Origin of the sequence: Nocardiopsis camelliae, assembly GCF_028993595.1 — a bacterium.
Taxonomy (GTDB): Bacteria; Actinomycetota; Actinomycetes; order Streptosporangiales; family Streptosporangiaceae; genus Nocardiopsis; species Nocardiopsis dassonvillei.
In genome coordinates this window covers 4,580,255-4,597,470 of the sequence record NZ_CP118614.1, presented here as the reverse complement: position 1 = coordinate 4,597,470, position 17,216 = coordinate 4,580,255, and the positions used below count along the sequence as shown (strand labels likewise).

The 17,216-nt window shown below is 74.0% G+C and carries 15 protein-coding genes; all 15 read left to right on the top strand.

Annotated elements, in window-relative coordinates:
* Window positions 1-36: 36 nt before the first annotated feature.
* The 15 genes from argC (at window position 37) to lhgD (ending at window position 17,188) form a co-directional block, all read left to right on the top strand.
* The gene (gene argC / locus PV789_RS20040) at window positions 37-1,065 is read left to right on the top strand and encodes an N-acetyl-gamma-glutamyl-phosphate reductase (protein ID WP_274974053.1); all 1,029 of its coding nucleotides are present in this window, start codon (window positions 37-39) and stop codon (window positions 1,063-1,065) included.
* Window positions 1,062-1,832, top strand: a complete 771-nt coding sequence (locus tag PV789_RS20035) for a bifunctional ornithine acetyltransferase/N-acetylglutamate synthase (protein ID WP_274974052.1) — start codon at window positions 1,062-1,064, stop codon at window positions 1,830-1,832. The genes argC and PV789_RS20035 overlap by 4 nt, the downstream gene beginning before the upstream one ends.
* Window positions 1,829-2,830 (top strand): acetylglutamate kinase, encoded by a 1,002-nt coding sequence (gene argB / locus PV789_RS20030; RefSeq protein ID WP_274974051.1) that lies wholly within the window; start codon window positions 1,829-1,831, stop codon window positions 2,828-2,830. Before PV789_RS20035 ends, argB begins: the two co-directional genes overlap by 4 nt.
* A complete protein-coding gene (locus PV789_RS20025) occupies window positions 2,827-4,035 on the top strand; it encodes an acetylornithine transaminase (RefSeq protein ID WP_274974050.1) in 1,209 nt (402 codons plus the stop codon). The genes argB and PV789_RS20025 overlap by 4 nt, the downstream gene beginning before the upstream one ends.
* A 2-nt stretch (window positions 4,036-4,037) precedes the next feature.
* Entirely contained in the window at window positions 4,038-4,985 is a 948-nt protein-coding gene (gene argF, locus PV789_RS20020; protein WP_274974049.1) for an ornithine carbamoyltransferase, read from the top strand.
* Entirely contained in the window at window positions 4,982-5,515 is a 534-nt protein-coding gene (locus tag PV789_RS20015) for an arginine repressor (protein ID WP_248771294.1), read from the top strand. Before argF ends, PV789_RS20015 begins: the two co-directional genes overlap by 4 nt.
* 131 nt (window positions 5,516-5,646) lie before the next feature.
* A complete protein-coding gene (gene argH / locus PV789_RS20010; protein ID WP_274974048.1) occupies window positions 5,647-7,065 on the top strand; it encodes an argininosuccinate lyase in 1,419 nt (472 codons plus the stop codon).
* A 304-nt stretch (window positions 7,066-7,369) separates the two neighbouring features.
* Window positions 7,370-9,871: a sensor histidine kinase gene (locus PV789_RS20005; protein ID WP_274974047.1), complete on the top strand. Its 2,502-nt coding sequence runs from the start codon at window positions 7,370-7,372 to the stop codon at window positions 9,869-9,871.
* Between the two features lies 1 nt (window position 9,872).
* Window positions 9,873-10,307 carry a roadblock/LC7 domain-containing protein gene (locus PV789_RS20000; protein ID WP_212643572.1) on the top strand — a complete coding sequence of 145 codons (435 nt, stop codon included), beginning with the start codon at window positions 9,873-9,875 and terminating at the stop codon, window positions 10,305-10,307.
* Window positions 10,304-10,798, top strand: coding sequence for a DUF742 domain-containing protein (locus PV789_RS19995; RefSeq protein WP_248771290.1), 495 nt, complete (start codon window positions 10,304-10,306; stop codon window positions 10,796-10,798). Before PV789_RS20000 ends, PV789_RS19995 begins: the two co-directional genes overlap by 4 nt.
* Entirely contained in the window at window positions 10,779-11,375 is a 597-nt protein-coding gene (locus PV789_RS19990) for a GTP-binding protein (protein ID WP_248771289.1), read from the top strand. Before PV789_RS19995 ends, PV789_RS19990 begins: the two co-directional genes overlap by 20 nt.
* A 156-nt stretch (window positions 11,376-11,531) precedes the next feature.
* Window positions 11,532-12,449, top strand: coding sequence for a sirohydrochlorin chelatase (locus PV789_RS19985; protein WP_274974046.1), 918 nt, complete (start codon window positions 11,532-11,534; stop codon window positions 12,447-12,449).
* A gap of 322 nt (window positions 12,450-12,771) precedes the next feature.
* Window positions 12,772-15,483, top strand: coding sequence for a nitrate- and nitrite sensing domain-containing protein (locus PV789_RS19980; RefSeq protein WP_274974045.1), 2,712 nt, complete (start codon window positions 12,772-12,774; stop codon window positions 15,481-15,483).
* On the top strand, window positions 15,473-15,928 hold the full coding sequence (locus tag PV789_RS19975) for a DUF742 domain-containing protein (RefSeq protein ID WP_274974044.1): 456 nt from the start codon (window positions 15,473-15,475) through the stop codon (window positions 15,926-15,928). Before PV789_RS19980 ends, PV789_RS19975 begins: the two co-directional genes overlap by 11 nt.
* Window positions 15,929-15,976: 48 nt before the next feature.
* A complete protein-coding gene (gene lhgD / locus PV789_RS19970; protein WP_248771286.1) occupies window positions 15,977-17,188 on the top strand; it encodes an L-2-hydroxyglutarate dehydrogenase in 1,212 nt (403 codons plus the stop codon).
* The last annotated feature ends 28 nt before the right edge of the window (window positions 17,189-17,216 follow it).

The following is a 17,216-nucleotide window of genomic DNA, read 5'->3' as shown; positions in this document are numbered from 1 at the left end:
ATGATAGTTCAGTCGAACTGATCAGGGGGCACCACCATGGGACACACAGCGGCCATCGCCGGAGCCAGCGGCTACGCGGGAGGCGAGCTGCTGCGCCTGCTCCTGGGGCACCCCGAGATCTCCATCGGCGCGGTCACCGCCGGAGGCAACGCCGGAACCCCCCTCATCCAGCACCAGCCGCACCTGCTGCCGCTGGCCGACCGGATCCTGGCGCCCACCACCGTCGAGGAGCTGCGCGGACACGACGTCGTCTACCTGGCCCTCCCGCACGGCCAGTCCGCCGACATCGCCCAGCAGCTCGGCGACGACACCCTCGTGGTCGACTGCGGCGCCGACTTCCGCCTCAACGACGCCGCCGCCTGGGAACGCTTCTACGGCACCCCGCACGCCGGGACCTGGCCCTATGGTCTCCCCGAACTCCCCGGACAGCGCGAGCGACTCACCGGCGCCCGCCGCGTCGCCGTCCCCGGCTGCCACGTCACCGTCGCCACGCTGGCCCTCTTCCCGGGGCTGGCCGAGCAGCTCGTCGAACCCGACCTGACCGTCGTCGCCGTCACCGGCACCTCCGGCGCGGGCAAGGCCCCCAAGCCCAACCTCGTCGGCAGCGAGGTCATGGGCGCCCTCAGCCCCTACGGGGTCGGCGGCGCCCACCGGCACAACCCCGAGATCGCCCAGAACCTCACCGCGGTCACCGGCGAACCTGTCAGGCTCTCCTTCACCCCGGTCCTGGCCCCGCTGCCCCGCGGCATCCTGGCCACCTGCACCGCCCCCCTGAAGGAGGGCGTCACCGCCGAGCGGATCCGCGCGGCCTACCAGACCGCCTACGCCGACGAGCCCTTCGTCCACCTGCTCCCCGAGGGCACCTGGCCCAGCACCGCCATGACGCTGGCCGCCAACACCACCCTCGTGCAGGTCACCGTCGACCCCGACGCGGGCCGCATGGTCGCCGTCGCCGCCCTGGACAACCTCACCAAGGGCACCGCGGGCGGCGCCGTCCAGAGCACCAACCTCGCCCTCGGCCTGCCCGAGGACACCGGCCTCCCGCTCGCGGCGGTCGCCCCGTGAGCGTCACCGCGCCCCGGGGCTTCCGCGCGGCCGGGGTCGCAGCCGGGCTCGGGGACGGCGGCGCCCGGGACGTCGCCGTGGTCGTCAACGACGGCCCCTCCCGCGCCGCCGGAGCCGTCTTCACCGCCGCCGAGGACAGGGCCGCCCCCGTCCTGTGGTCCCAGCAGGTCCTCTCCGGCGAACGCGTGCGCGCCGCCGTCATCGACTCCGGCGGGGGCGACACGGGCTTCCAGGACGTCCACGCCGCGGCCGAGCACACCGCGGACCTGCTCGACGACTCCGCCGCCGAGGTCGTGCTCTGCTCCGCCGGACCCGCGGGTGGGCGCACCGGCTCCGACGCCCTGCTCCGGGGCGTCACCGCCGCCCTGGCCCAGGCCTCGCGCGGCGGCGGGCTGGACGCCGCCGACGCGATCCGCACCACCGACACCGTCGCCAAGATCGCCTTCCGGCGCGGCGACGGCTACACCATCGGCGCCATGGCCAAGGGCCCGGACGCCTCCCTGTCCACCGCGCTGTGCGTGCTGACCACCGACGCCGACGTCACCGCCGACCAGTGCCGACGCCTGCTCGCCGACGCCGTCGCCGCCTCCCTCGCCCCCCTGACCGCCGCCAACGACACCGTGCTGCTCATGGCCAGCGGAGCCAGCGGCACGTCCCCCCGCGAGGACGACCTCGCCGCACTGCTCACCGAGGTGCTGGCCGAGCTGGGCACCCAGCTGCGCGCCGACACCCCCGCCACCGACCACGACCGGGCCCAGAACTCATGATCGCGCGCTCACCCCACACCACCGACGACCCGGCCAGGGCCCACGCCCTGGACAAGGCGGCCCACCTCATCGAGGCGCTGCCCTGGCTCTCCCGCTTCCACGGCCGCACCGTCGTGGTCAAGTACGGCGGCAATGCCATGATCAGCGAGGAACTGCGGGCCCGCTTCGCCGAGTCCGTCGTCTTCCTGCGCTACGCGGGCCTGCGCCCCGTCGTCGTGCACGGCGGCGGCCCCCAGATCAGCGCCCAGCTCGAACGCGCCGGAGTGGAGTCCACCTTCACCGCAGGGCTGCGCGTGACCACCGACGAGGCCATGGACATCGTCCGCATGGTCCTCACCGGCCAGGTCAACCGCGAGATCGTCGGCCTGGTCAACCAGCACGGCCCCTTCGCCGTCGGCATGTCCGGCGAGGACGCCAACCTGCTGTCCGCCGTGCGCAAGACCGTCGAGGTGGACGGCGAGACCGTCGACATCGGCCGCGTCGGAGAGATCACCGGGGTCGACCCCGGAGCCGTCGCCGCGCTCCTGGACGACGGCCGCATCCCCGTGGTCTCCAGCGTCGCCCGCGCCGACGACGGCGGCGTCTACAACGTCAACGCCGACACCGCGGCCTCCGCCCTCGCGGTGGCCCTGGGCGCCAGCAAGCTCATCGTGCTCACCGACGTCGAGGGCCTGTTCGCCGACTACCCCAGCAATACCGAGCTCATCAGCCGTCTGACCGCCGACGAGCTGCGCGCGCTGCTGCCCTCCCTGTCCTCGGGGATGCTCCCCAAGATGGAGGCGTGCCTGCACGCCGTGGAGGGCGGCGTCCCCCAGGCCCACATCATCGACGGCCGCGTGCCCCACTCCCTGCTCCTGGAGGTCTTCACCGACCAGGGCGTGGGCACCATGGTCGCCGACGAGGAACTGGAGGCCGCCCTGCTCGCGGGCAACGGCCACACCCCGCGCCCCTGGCGCGGCGACCACAGCACCGTCACCAACGCAGGAGGCGCACAGTGACCAGCGGTTCCCACCTGCGCGAGCGCTTCGCGGCCTCGCTCATGCCCAACTACGGCGTCCCGCCCGTCGCCCTCACCCTCGGGCGCGGCTGCGAGGTCTACGACGCCGACGGCCGCCAGTACCTCGACCTCATCGCCGGAATCGCCGTCTCCAGCCTCGGACACGGGCACCCCGCCCTGGTCAAGGCGGTCGCCCACCAGGCGGCCACGCTCGCCCACACCAGCAACCTGTTCGTCCACGAACGCGAGGTCCAACTCGCCGAGCGCCTGATCGCCCTGGTGGGCGGCGACGCCAAGGTCTTCTTCGCCAACTCCGGCACCGAGGCCAACGAGGCCGCGCTCAAACTGGTCAAGCGCGCCGCCGGGCCCGGCCGCCACTACTTCGTCGCCGCGTCCCACGGCTTCCACGGCCGCACCTCCGGCGCCCTCGCCCTCACCGGCAAGGACGCCATCCGCGAGCCCTTCGGCCCCTTCGGCATGGACGTGCGCTTCGTCCCCCACGGCGACCTGGACGCCCTCGCCGAAGCCGTCGACGAGCACTGCGTCGCGGTGTTCACCGAACCCACCCAGGGCGAGGCCGGGGTCGTCCCCGCCCCCGAGGGCTACCTCGCCGGGGTCCGGCGGATCTGCGACGACACCGGCGCCGCCTTCGTCCTCGACGAGATCCAGAGCGGCATCGGCCGCACCGGCCGCTGGTTCGCCCACCAGGCCGAGGACGTGCGCCCCGACGTGCTCACCCTCGCCAAGGGCCTGGGCGGCGGCCTGCCCATCGGCGCCTGCGTCGGCTTCGGCCGCTACGCCGACGCCTTCGCCAAGGGCGACCACGGCTCCACCTTCGGCGGCAACCCGGTCGCCTGCGCTGCGGCCCTCGCCGTCCTCGACACCATCGAGAGCGAGAACCTGCTCGCCCACACCGCCGTCATGGGCGACCTGCTCGCCGAGCAGATCGACTCCATCGACCACACCCTGCTGGCCGGACAGCGCGGCAGCGGACTGTGGCGGGCCCTGGAGCTCACCGCGCCGCACGCCGCCCACGTGCAGGAACAGGCGGCCGTCCGCGGCTTCCTCGTCAACGCCGTGGCGCCCGACGCGGTCCGGATCGCCCCGCCCCTGGTCATCACACCCGAACAGATCGGCCTGTTCATCGAGGCGCTGCCCACCATCCTGGACGCCGCCGAGGCCGCAGCCACGAAGGAGCAGCAGTAGCCGTGACCCGCCACTTCCTGCGCGACGACGACCTGACCCCGGACGAACAGGCCCGGGTCCTCGACCTCGCCGACGACATGAAGAAGGACCGCTTCGGCCACCGGCCGCTCGCCGGTCCGCGCACCGTCGCCCTGATCTTCGACAAGCCCTCCACCCGGACCCGGCTGTCCTTCGCCGTGGGCGTGGCCGACCTGGGCGGCAGCGCCCTGGTCCTGGACACCGCCAGCACCCAGATGGGCCGCGGCGAACCCCTGGAGGACACCGCCCGCGTCCTGGAACGCCAGGTCGCCGCCGTCGTGTGGCGCACCTTCGCCCAGAGCGACCTGGAGACCCTGGCCGCCCACATCTCCGTCCCGGTGGTCAACTCACTCACCGACGAGTTCCACCCCTGCCAGATCCTGGCCGACCTCCAGACCGTCCGCGAGCACAAGGGCGACCTGCCCGGACTCACCCTCGCCTACCTGGGCGACGGCGCCAACAACATGGCCCACTCCTACCTGCTCGGCGGCGCCACCGCCGGACTCCACGTGCGCGTCGGCGCACCCGAGGGACACCAGCCCGACCCCGCGGTGGTCGCGCGCGCCGCCGAGATCGCCGCCACCACCGGCGGGTCGGTCACGGTCACCGCCGACGCCCGCGAGGCCGCCCGGGGGGCCGACGTCCTGGCCACCGACACCTGGGTGTCCATGGGCCAGGAGGACGAGGCCGCCGACCGCGAGGCGCCCTTCCTCCCCTACGCGATCGACGCCGACCTGCTCGCCACCGCCCACCCCGGGGCGATCGTCCTGCACTGCCTGCCCGCCTACCGCGGCAAGGAGGTCTCCGCCGAGGTCATCGACGGGCCGCAGAGCGTGGTCTGGGACGAGGCCGAGAACCGCCGCCACGCCCAGAAGGCCCTGCTCGCCTTCCTGCTGGAGGCCAGCGACAACCCCGGGGCCCTCCGCCCATGACGGCGGAGAACGGCGGCACGGCACCGATGACCAAGGCGGCCAGACACGCCCGGATCACCGACGTCCTCACCCGGGAGGACGTCAGGTCCCAGGGCGAGCTGGCCAGGCGCCTGTCCGAGGCCGGCGTCCAGGTCACCCAGGCCACCCTCTCCCGGGACCTGGACGAACTGGGCGCCGTCAAGCTCCGCACCGCCGACGGCCACCTGGTCTACGTGCTGCCGGGGGAGGGGGGCGAACGCCTCCAGCGCACCCGCCCCGACAGCCTGGACCTGGAACAGGTCTCCGGCGCGCGCCTGACCCGGCTCGCCGAGGACCTGCTGGTCTCAGCCGAGGCCTCCGCCAACATGGTCATCGTCCGCACCCCGCCCGGCGCGGCCCAGTACCTGGCCTCCGCCATCGACCACACCGACTTCCACGCCATCCTGGGCACCATCGCGGGGGACGACACCATCCTGGTCATCTCCCGCGACCCCCAGGGCGGCGAGGACCTGGCCGCCGCCCTCCTGCGACTGGCCGACCGCAGACCGTAACCTCGTACGAGGACGTCCCGGGCCCCCGCCGGGACCGCAGGGCCCCGCGACCGGCGCCCGCGCACGTAGCACCCGAGCGGTGCGGGGCAGCGGCCCCGCACCGCCGCACCACACGTCAAGGAGAGACCACCATGGCCGACCAGCCCGAGGCGCTGCGCCTGTGGGGAGGCCGTTTCGAGGGCGGCCCCGACCAGGCCCTGGCGCGCCTGTCGCTGAGCACCCACTTCGACTGGCGCCTGGCCCGCCACGACATCGCCGGATCGCGCGCCCACGCCCGCGCCCTGCACCGGGCGGGCCTGCTCACCGCCGACGAGCTGGACCGCATGATCGAGGGCCTGGACCGGCTGGAGGCCGACGTGGCCTCCGGGGCGTTCACCCCCGTCCTGGAGGACGAGGACGTGCACACCGCCCTGGAGCGCGGCTTCATCGAGCGGGTCGGCACCGAACTGGGCGGGAGGCTGCGCGCCGGGCGCTCCCGCAACGACCAGATCGCCACCCTCGTGCGCATGTACCTGCGCGAGGAGGCCCGGCAGATCGCCGACCAGCTCCTGAACCTGGTGCGGGCCCTGGCCGACCAGGCCGCGGCCCACCCGGAGGCCGCCATGCCCGGCCGCACCCACCTCCAGCACGCCCAGCCCGTGCTGCTCGCCCACCAGCTCATGGCACACGCCTGGCCCCTGGTGCGCGACGTCGAACGGCTGCGCGACTGGGACCGCCGCGCCGCGGTGTCCGCCTACGGCTCCGGCGCGCTGGCCGGGTCCTCCCTGGGGCTGGACCCCCGCGCGGTCGCCGCCGAGCTGGGCTTTCCCGACTCGGTGGACAACTCCATCGACGGCACCGCCTCCCGCGACGTCGTCGCCGAGTTCGCCTTCGTCACCGCCATGATCGGCGTGGACCTGTCCCGGCTCTCGGAGGAGGTCATCCTGTGGGCGACGAAGGAGTTCTCCTTCGTCACGCTCGACGACGCCTTCTCCACCGGCTCCTCGATCATGCCCCAGAAGAAGAACCCCGACGTCGCCGAACTCGCCCGCGGCAAGGCCGGGCGCCTCGTCGGCGACCTCACCGGGCTGCTCACCACCCTCAAGGGGCTCCCGCTGGCCTACAACCGGGACCTGCAGGAGGACAAGGAGCCGGTCTTCGACGCGGTGGACACCCTCCACCTGCTGCTGCCCGCGATGACCGGGATGGTCGCCACCCTCACCTTCCACACCGACCGGATGGCCGAGCTCGCCCCGCAGGGCTTCTCCCTGGCCACCGACATCGCCGAGTGGCTGGTGCGCGAGCGCGTGCCCTTCCGGGAGGCGCACGAGATCGCGGGCGCCTGCGTGCGCGTGTGCGAGGAGCGCGGCATCGACCTGCCCGACCTGGGCGACGACGACCTCGCCGCCGTGTCCGAGCACCTGACCCCCGCCGTGCGCGAGGTCCTCAGCGTGTCCGGATCGCTGGCCTCGCGCTCCGACAAGGGCGGCACCGCCCCCGTACGCGTGGCCGAGCAGCTGGAGAAACTGCGCTCGGACATCGAGCAGCACCGCAAGGCCTTCACCGCCTGAGCCCCGCCGCAGCCACGTACGGGCGCGCCGACCCCGCCGGGGGCGGCGCGCCCGTACGCGTTCGCGGGGCACCCCACGGCGTCCGCGTCCACGGTCCCCGCGCCCACGTCACACCCATTTTGGAATTCGCCCGGCACCCGCCGTGAGAGTGCGGTAGCGTCCTGATTCTGCGGGCACCAGGCGTGGTCTGCCCTGTGCGAACCGTGACGCCCCCTCGGCGCACGGCACTTTCGGCGCATCCGCGCGTCGTGCGGTGCGACCCACGTCCGACAGGCGCCCGCGACCAGTCCGTGGGAGGAAGGCAATGGGGAACACGGGAGGCACCGGCCGCAGCGCCATCAGGGCTCAGATCAACAGGATCGTACTGATCCCCAGCATCACCTTCCTGGCGCTGTTCGTCGTCCTCAGCACGGCCACACTCGTCCAGGCCGTGTCGCTGCGCTCCTCGGTCGGCGACGGCCGCGCCGGGATCCGGCTCGCCGCGGCGCTCACCCTCCTCCAGGAGGAACGCCGCCTGAGCGCCGCCTACCTCGCCGACCCCGCCGAGGACGGCCGCGCCGCCCTGTCCGACGCGGCCTCGCGCACCGACGAGGCGCTCGCCCCCGTCCACGACCTGCGCGGCACCATCGGAGACCGGGACGACCCGGACACCGAACCCCTCTCCGAGGACTTCTTCACCTCCCTGACCGAGGTAACGGAGCTGCGCGCCCGGAACCTCGCCGAACCCGGCCCCGCCGAGGACGCCCTCACCGTCTACACCACCGCGATCGGGCAGGGCATTCGCCTCTACGCCGGTACCGCCCGCTCCCTCGACAGCGGGCCCGCCGCCGCCGAGGCCGCCGCCGTCACCGACCTGATGTGGGCCCAGGAGAGCTTCAGCCACGCCGACGCCCTCATCGCGGCCGTGCTCGCCGAGGACTCCCTCGACCGCTTCCAGCAGGCACAGGTCGCCGCGCTCACCGCCGACGCCCGCCACCGCGTCGACATGGCCCCTCCCGGCCCCGCCGCCGACGACGGCGAACCCCCCGCCCTGACCGCCCTCGCCGAGAGCCGCTCCTGGCAGGACGCCCTCTCCGTCGCGGACACCCTCGCCACGTACGAGGCCCCTCTCGTCGTGGACGCCCTCACCGGCGAGCAGACCCGCGACCCCGCGCCGCCCGAGGGGCTCGGGGGCTGGCGCGAGGCCGCCGACCAGGTCAACGCCGAGCTGGCCGACATCACCGCCACGCGCTCCGTCTCCGTCGTCACCGCCACCGAGCAGGCCAGCTCCTGGATGCTCACCCTCGCCCTGGGCGGCAGCATCACCTCCCTTTTCGCGGGCACCCTCGCCTACGGTGTGGCCGCCCGCTCCGCCGGGCGCCTCACCCACCGGCTCGCCCAGCTGCGCGCCGACACCCTGGGCAGCGCGCGCAGCGACCTGCCCCGCATTGTCCGCCGCCTGGAGTCGGGGGAGCAGGTCGACCTCGACACCGAGATGAAACAGCTCGACCACGGCGACGACGAGGTCGGACAGGTCGCCGACGCCTTCAACATCGCCCAGCGCACCGCCGTCGCCGCCGCCGTCAAACAGGCCGACATCCGCGCGGGCGTCAACCGGGTCTTCCTCGGCATCGCCCACCGCCACCAGTCCCTCCTCCAGCGCCAGCTCCAGCTGCTGGACCGCGTCGAGCGCGAGGAGGAGGACCCCGACCTGCTGGAGAGCCTCTTCCAACTCGACCACCTGGCCACCCGGGGCCGCCGCCACGCCGAGAACCTCATCATCCTGGGCGGCGCCCAGCCCGGACGCCGCTGGCGCCACCCCGTCCCGCTCGTGGACATCCTGCGCGGCGCGATCTCCGAGACCGAGGAGTACACCAGGGTCCGCCTGACCTCCGTCCCCGACCTGTCGCTGGCCGGCGCCGCGGTGGCCGACGTCATCCACATGCTCGCCGAGCTGGTCGAGAACGCCACCGCCTACTCGCCGCCGCACACCCAGGTCACCATCGCCACCGAGTCCGTGCCCAAGGGCGTGGCCGTGGAGATCGAGGACCGGGGCCTCGGCATGACCGAGGAGGTCCTGACCAGCTCCAACCGCACCCTCAGCGAGGCGCCCGAGTTCGACGTCATGACCTCCGGCGGGGACTCGCGCCTGGGCCTGTTCGTCGTCGCCCGCCTCGCCGCCAAACACGACATCCGGGTGCAGCTGCGGCACTCGCCCTACGGAGGCACCCGGGCGGTGGTGCTCATCCCCGGCGCCCTGGTCGCCTCCTCCTCCAACGCCCCGGACCTGCCCCGCGCGGCCATCCGCCAGGGCGCCCACTCGGTACTGAGCGAGCCGTCGGGGCAGCACGGCGACACGCTCACCGCGCAGGACGCCCCCCACCGGACCCGGCCCCTGCTGCGCCCGGTCCCCCGCGACGGCGACGGCGACGGCGACGGCGCGCGCCCGGCCCGGGGCACGCCCCTGCTGCGCCGGGTACCCGCGCCCGCCTCCGACCCCGGGAACGCGGACGCGGCTCCCGGGACCGAACACGGGCCCGGCCGGGTCGGGGCCGCACCCGGCCGCCCCGGGCTTCCCCGGCGCAGGCGCCAGGCCAGCCTCGCACCCCAGCTCAGAGCCGCGGACCCGCCGGAGTGGGACGAAGCCGACCCTCCGGGCTCCTCCCGGCGCACCCCCGAACAGGCACGGCGGATGATGGACGCCTTCAGCGCCGGGACCCGGCGGGGTCGGGCCGCGGACATCGGGGCCGACGCCGACGAACGTGAACACAGCAGTGACGGTCAGGTCGGTGCGAGCGCCGACGATCACACGGGAGAAAGCGACTGACATGGTGGGCAAGAGCAAGGCCGCTGACAACCTGGACTGGCTCCTGGACGACCTGGTCGACCGCGTCGTCGGTGCCGAGAACGCGATCGTGCTGTCGGCCGACGGACTGCTGCTCGGAGGCTCGCGGGGACTGGCCTCCGAGGACGCCGAGCACCTGTCGGCCCTGGCGTCGGCGTTCCAGAGCCTGGCACGCGGGACGGGCCGACACTTCGGCGGCGGCGACGTCCGCCAGACCGTGGTGGAGATGGAGCACTCCTACCTCTTCGTCACCGCCGCTGGCGCCGGAGCGTGCCTGGCGGTGCTGGCCAGCGAGGACGCCGACGTCGGCCTGGTCGCCTACGAGATGAACCTGCGGGTCAAACGGGTGGGCCAGTTCCTCACCGCCGCGCCGCGCAGGCCGGACCACCTCACCGTCACCGGGAGCGCCGGTTCATGAGCACGCCCGGAGAGCGGCGCGGAGCGCCGCCGGCCGTGCCACCGGCTCCGGACGAGGCGGCGCAGCCGCTGTCCGGCAGCCAGGCACTGGCCTGGTACAGGGGCAGGGGGCACCCGACCTCGGAGGGGCCCGCGGCGGGTGTCGTGCTCGGCGACGCCCCCTCGGGTCAGCTCGTGCGCCCGTACACCATGACCGGGGGCCGCACCCGGCCCCGGACCGGTCCGCGCCTGGACCTGGTCACCATCGTCGTCGCCGCCGCAGACCGCGGGGACCGGGAGGGAGAGCCCGAACAGCAGGCCATCCTGAGCCTGTGCCGCAGACCCATATCGGTGGCCGAGATCTCCGCCCGGCTCGACATCCCCCTGACCGTCGTCAGGGTGCTCCTGGGAGACCTCCTCGCCGACGGCGACGTGCGCACCCGGGCGCCCATGACCCAGCTTCCCGAGAAGAAAGTACTTCAGGCGGTACTCGATGGCATCCGCAGACTCTGACACCAGGCCGCAGGAAGCGATCCCCCAGGCGGTCAAGATCATCGTCGCGGGCGGTTTCGGCGCGGGCAAGACCACACTGGTCGGCTCCGTCAGCGAGATCACCCCGCTCAGCACGGAGGAGGTGATGACCGAGGCCAGCTACGGCGTAGACGACCTCGGGGGAGTGGAGGACAAGACCACCACCACGGTCGCCCTGGACTTCGGCCGCATCACCATCAACCCCGACATCGTCCTGTACATGTTCGGCACCCCCGGACAGGACAGGTTCTGGTTCATGTGGAACGAACTCTCCCAGGGGGCGCTGGGCGCGGTCGTGCTGGCCGACACCCGCCGCCTGAACACCTGTTTCCACGCCGTGGACTTCTTCGAGCGCCGCGGACTGCCCTTCGTGGTCGCGGTGAACCGCTTCGAGGGCTCCACCACCTACCGGCGTGAGGAGGTCCGCGAGGCGCTGGACATCTCCGCCGAGGTGCCGGTCATCATGGCCGACGCCCGCGAGCGCGAGTCCTGCAAGGAGGTGCTGGTGGAGCTGGTCACCCACGTGATCCGGGGCCGGAGCCCCGTCATGAGCGGGTGACACGTCCGGGTCGCGGACCCGGACAATCCCTGTGGATTCGATCCGGTATACGTTCGGAGGACACGCCCGTGCAACAAGGTGCCGAACGCTACAATGTCGCGGCAGTGACCACCGGCCCCACCGGGCACCCCATCCGCCTCTCATCTGAATCCTGGTATGCGAAACTCTGACCGACTTCCCCCACGCGAACTGCCCAAGCGGCGCTCCGGCCGCCACCGCAACCCGCTGTCCTTCGACAACTGGTTCGGCACCCCCGCCCTGATCATGGCGGTCCCGGGCACGGCCGACCGGGCCAGGGGCGCCGACGGTGGGTCGATCGGTGCCCGGATGGCCGACCTCGTGCGCGCCTACCGCCCCGAGGTCACCATCCGCTACGGCCACACCGAGGGCGACGAACAGAGCCTCACCGAGGCCCTCACCGATCTCAAGGACGACCAGGGCAGCCCCCTGTCCGCCGTCGTCGTCCCGCTGGTCACGGCACCGCACGCGGACACGTCCGCGGCGATCGAGGCGGCCGTCGCCCGGACGGGCGCCGAGGCGCGCATCACCGAGGGCCTGGGGCCGCACCCCATGCTCGCCGAGGTGCTGCACCTGCGCCTGGCCGAGTCCGGATACGTCCGCGCGGACCGCATGCGCCTGATCAGCGTCGTCGCCCGTGACACCACCATGGCGGACGGCATCATCGTGGGCGCCGTGGGCGGCGAGGCCGCGGCCGGGGCCGCGGGGGTGAGCGCCGTGCTGCTCGCCGCGCGCCTGGGCCTGACCGTGCTCCCCGCCGACCTGGAGAACGAGGCCGCGGTCGAGCAGGTCGTGGGCCAGCTGAGACAGGGCGGCTGCAAGCGCCCGGTGATCGCGCCCAGCGCCCTGGGGCCGGAGTTGCCCCGCGAGGAGCTGGAGGCGCTCGCCGCGCGCTTCGGAGCCAGGCTCGGCGCGCCCCTGGGCGCGGACAGCCTGCTGGGCAAGATCGCCGCCCTGCGCTACGCCGAGGTCCTCAACTCCCTGGGCGTGGAGCAGCCGCCCACGGTCGAGGAACTGCCCGCCCCGGTGGGATCCCGGCACCGTCCGGAATCCTGACGGCGCGGCCGCCACGAACGCGACCTTTCCGACAGCGCCCCGAGGGCGCGACACGCCGTAACCCGGCACACGACGGTGTGCCTCCCGGGGGCCGTCCGCACAGCGGGCGGCCCCCGTCGCGTGCGCCCGGCCTCCGGACCTGCGGTTTCTCGCCCCGAGAGCGGCCGTTAACACATCCACGGGCGGGAACCGCCCCAAGAAAAGGCAACTGATAGTGATCGTTTGACAGCATAAAGCAAGGATTCTTCGATAGCCTCGGCTTGACCGAAAGCCGCCGGGGCGCCCTCTCGCCGCCCGGCAACCGCACAGGCCGGAGGGGGCCATGCGCAGAATCCGCGACAACGCGCCCACGATCCGGAGACAGCTCACCCGCATCGTGCTGATCCCGAGCCTGTGCTTCCTCGCGCTCTGGCTCGTCGTGGCCGCCATCGGCACCATCCGCGCCGTCCAGTTCATGGGAGCCGTCGTCCAGGCCCGTGAGGGAACACAGGTCTTCTCCGCCGCGGCGGAGGAGGTGAAGGCCGAACGCCGCCTCTCCCTGGTCCACCTGGGCCGCTTCGAGAGCACCGGCGCCCGCGACGACGGGGTCGGCGCGGCCCTCGACGAGCAGCGCGAGCGCACAGACACCGCCGTGGCCGAGGCCGTCGCGTTCGCCGAGCGGCTGCGCGGGACCCGCGACGACGAGGTCGAACGCAGCGCGACCGACCTGGTGGACAGCGCCGGGGTCCTCGACGAGGTCCGCGCGGACGTGGACGCGCACGACGCCGGGCAGGAGGAGACCATCCTGCGCTACGGCGAGGCCCTGGCGGGCACCACCGGCGCCATCACCGCGCTCGTGCACACCACCGACGGCGGGGAGAACCTCACCGACGCCGTCCTGACCAGCGAACTCATGAGCGCGTCCTCCGCCTACTCCACCGCCGACGCGCTGCTCGCGGGAGCCATCGCCCGGGGTGAGATGAGCTACGAGGAGACGGCGCACTTCACCTACCTCACCGCCTCCTACCGCGACACCCTGGAGCCGGCCAGCACCGCCATGCACCCGAGCGTGGCCGCCCGCTACGAGGAGATGGTCTCGCTGCCCGCCTGGTCCCGGGCGGAGGAGCTGAGCCGCCGGGTGGTCACCCGGCAGCCGCTCGCAGAACCTGACGAACCATCTGCAACGGACGAATCCGTCCAGGGGGCCACGGGCTCGGGCTGGAACGCCGACGTCGACATCAGGGCGCAGGCCTGGGACGGCTCCTCCGCCGAGGCGGCCCTGGCGCTACAGGACCTGGCGGGGGACCAGGCCAGGCGCACCATCGACCTGGCCTGGAGCGCCGCGCTGCTGCGCGTCTTCCTGGGCGTGGCGGCGGCCGCGCTCACCCTGGCGGGCGGCGCGGTGGCCATCGCCGTGGTCGGCCGCTCCTCGCGCCGCCTCACCGATCGCCTGACCCACCTGCGCGAACAGATCCTGGACCGCGACGGCGACCTGCCCGACATCGTCGACCGCGCCCAGCGCGGCGAGAAGGTCGACGTCCAGGAGGAGCTGCCTCCGCTGGACGAGTGGGGCGACGACGAGATCGGCCAGGTCGCCGAGGCCTTCGACGCCGCCCAGCTCACCGCAGTGGAGTCGGCCGTGCTCCAGGCCGAGATCCGCCGGGGGGCCAACCGCGCCTTCCTGGGCATCGCCTTCCGCAACCAGGCCCTGGTCCAGCGCCAGCTCCGCCTGCTCGACGAGATCGAGTACCACGAACAGGACCCCGAGGCGCTGCGCCGCCTCTTCCGCCTGGACCACCTGGCCACCCGCGCGCGCCGCTACTCCGACAATCTCATCATCCTCGGCGGGGGGCAGTCGGCCCGCCGCTGGCGCCAGCCCCGCCCGCTCGTGGACGTGCTGCGCGCCGCCATCGCCGAGACCGAGGACTTCGAGCGCGTCCGCCTGACCTCGGCGCCCCGCGTGCTCATGCACGGGCAGGTGGTCGCCGACGTGGTGCACCTGCTCGCCGAGCTCGTCGAGAACGCCACGCAGTTCTCCCCTGCGGGCACGCCCGTGGACGTCGGCTGCACCCCGGCCGCGGAGGGGCTGGTGGTGGAGATCGAGGACCGGGGGTTGGGCATGTCCGAGCGCGGCTACGCGGAGGCCGAGCGCACGCTCACCCAGCCTCCCGAGTTCGACGTCATGGCCCTGCCCGAGGACCCCCGGCTGGGACTGTTCGTGGTGTCCCGCCTGGCCGGTCGGCACGGGGTCCGGGTCTGGCTGCGGCCCTCGCCCTACGGAGGCACCCGGGCCACCGTGCTCATCCCCGCCTCGCTGCTGGAACCGGTCGACAACCTCCTGACGGTCGCGGGCACGCCCACGGGCCGCCCGGCGGCGCACGGACGGGAGGCGCGCGTTGCGGCCGGGTGGGGTGCGCCCCCCGCGCGGGCGGCCCTCACCACGCGCGGCCACGGTGCGGGCGGCGCGGACGGCGCCGTCCACGGGCGTACCGGCCCGCAGACTCCCGCGCCGCCCTCGGCGCAGAGCGGTCCTCAGCCCCTGGCGACGCAGTACCGAACCGGCCCGCAGGCTCCCGCCACGCCTCCGGGACAGACCGGCCCACAGCTCTTCGTGCCGCGACCGGACCCGACCGGACCGCGGGTCCCCGTGCCGCCTCTCGGACAGAGCGGTCCGCAGCCCTCGGTACCGAGGCCGGACCGGACCGGCCCGCAGGTTCCCGCGCGCGGAGGACAGACAGGTCCGCGGCCTTCCGCCGCCCCCGCCGGACAGAGCGGTCCGCAGGTCCCCGTGCCGCCTTCCGGGCAGACGGGCCCTCAGCCCTTCGCCCCGCAGCCGGACCCGACCGGCCCGTACGGCGTCGTCCTCGCACACACCGGACCGCAGGGTTCCGTTCCCGCGTCCGGCGGCCCCGCTGCGCCGGGGGAGACGGGGGAACACCCCCTCCCGGACTCGTACGGACACCCGCTCGGACAGGAAACCGTCCCCGGACCGTGGCCCGACGGCGCGGTGCGCGCACCCGCCCCCACGCAGCCGAGGGGGAACGGTGAGAGCTGACGGCAGCCCCGGTCGCAGAGCGGCCGCGCACGCTCCCAGAACCCACTCCGACCCGCCTCCGGCCCTCCCCGTCCCCGAGGAGGAACCCGGCCAGGAGCGCTTCCTGCGCCCCTTCGCCGTGGCCGCGGGAGATCCCGACGCCCACGCCTTCGGTGTCCCCCGCAGCGGCCCGGACGAGCCCGACCTGCTCAGCCTCGTCGTCGCCGCCCGCGTCCCGGGCCGCCACGAACTGCTGCGGCCCGAACGCGAGGCCCTCCTCCGCCACGCACTGCGCGCGCGTACCGTCGTCGAGCTCGCCGCCGAGGTGCGCCTGCCGGTCGGCCAGGTCAGGGCCATCGTCTCCGACATGGTCGCCGACGGCTCGCTCCAGCGCTGCGGCCCCTCACGCCCGCTGGGCCGGGAGGACCTGCTGCACGCCGTCCTCGTCGGCCTGCGCGCGCTGTGACCGGTCCGCCCTCCTCCCGCCCGGACCCGGATTGCTAGCGTGCCGCTCATGCGCAGCACCGAACACATCGGCGTCATCGGAGCGGGCATCGTCGGCCTGGCCCTCGCCCGCCGCCTCACCCTCCACCGCCCCGGCACCCGCGTCACCGTCCTGGAGAAGGAGGACCGGGTCGCCGCGCACCAGACGGGCCACAACAGCGGCGTCGTCCACGCCGGGCTCTACTACAGGCCCGGATCCCTCAAGGCCACGCTGTGCCGGCGCGGCGTCGGCCTGCTCAGGGACTACTGCGCCGAACACGGGCTGCCCTACCACGAGGTCGGCAAGGTCCTCGTGGCCGCCGACGCCGAGGACGAGGCACGCCTGGACGACGTCGAACGCCGTGCGCGGGAGAACGGCGTCCCCGGCGTCACCCGGCTGGGCCCCGAGGGCCTGCGCGAGATCGAACCCCACGCGGCGGGCGTCGCCGCCCTGCACTCACCGACCACCGCCGTCACCGACTTCGTCGCCGTCGCAGAGCAGTTCGCCGACGACGTGCGCCGGTCCGGCGGCCGGGTCCTGCTCAACACACCCGTGCTGGACCTGCGCCAGGAGCACGACGGCGTCCGCGTCCTCACCGGCGACCCCCGGGGCGAGCGGCTCGTCCACCGCTTCGACCGGCTGGTGGTCTGCGGCGGCCTGCACAGCGACCGCCTCGCCCGCATGGCGGGCGCCGCGGAGGACCCCCGGGTGGTGCCCTTCCGCGGCCAGTACCACGAACTCGTCCCCGAGCGCCGACACCTGGTGAACGGCCTGCTCTACCCCGTCCCCGACCCGCGTTACCCCTTCCTCGGGGTGCACCTGACCCGCCACGTTCACGGCGAGGTCATGGCCGGGCCCAACGCCATCCTCGCCACCGCTCTGGAGGGCTACCGGGCACGCGACGTGCGCACCCGCGAACTCGCGCGGACCCTGTCCTGGCCCGGGTTCTGGCGCCTGGCCCGCCGCCACTGGACCGTGGGCGCCCGGGAGACCCTCGTGTCCGCCTCGCGGGCCGCGTTCGCCGCCCAGGCCCGGCGGCTGCTGCCCGAACTGGCCGCCGCCGACCTGCGCCCGGCCCCGTCCGGGGTGCGCGCCCAGGCACTGGCCCGGGACGGCTCCCTGCTTGACGACTTCCACGTGGACACCCACGGGCGGGTGGTGTGCGTGCGCAACGCGCCCTCGCCCGCGGCCACGTCTTCCCTGGCGATCGCGGAGTTCCTCACCGACACGTTCGTCCCCTGACCGCCGGGGTAGGGGGCTCCGACGCGGC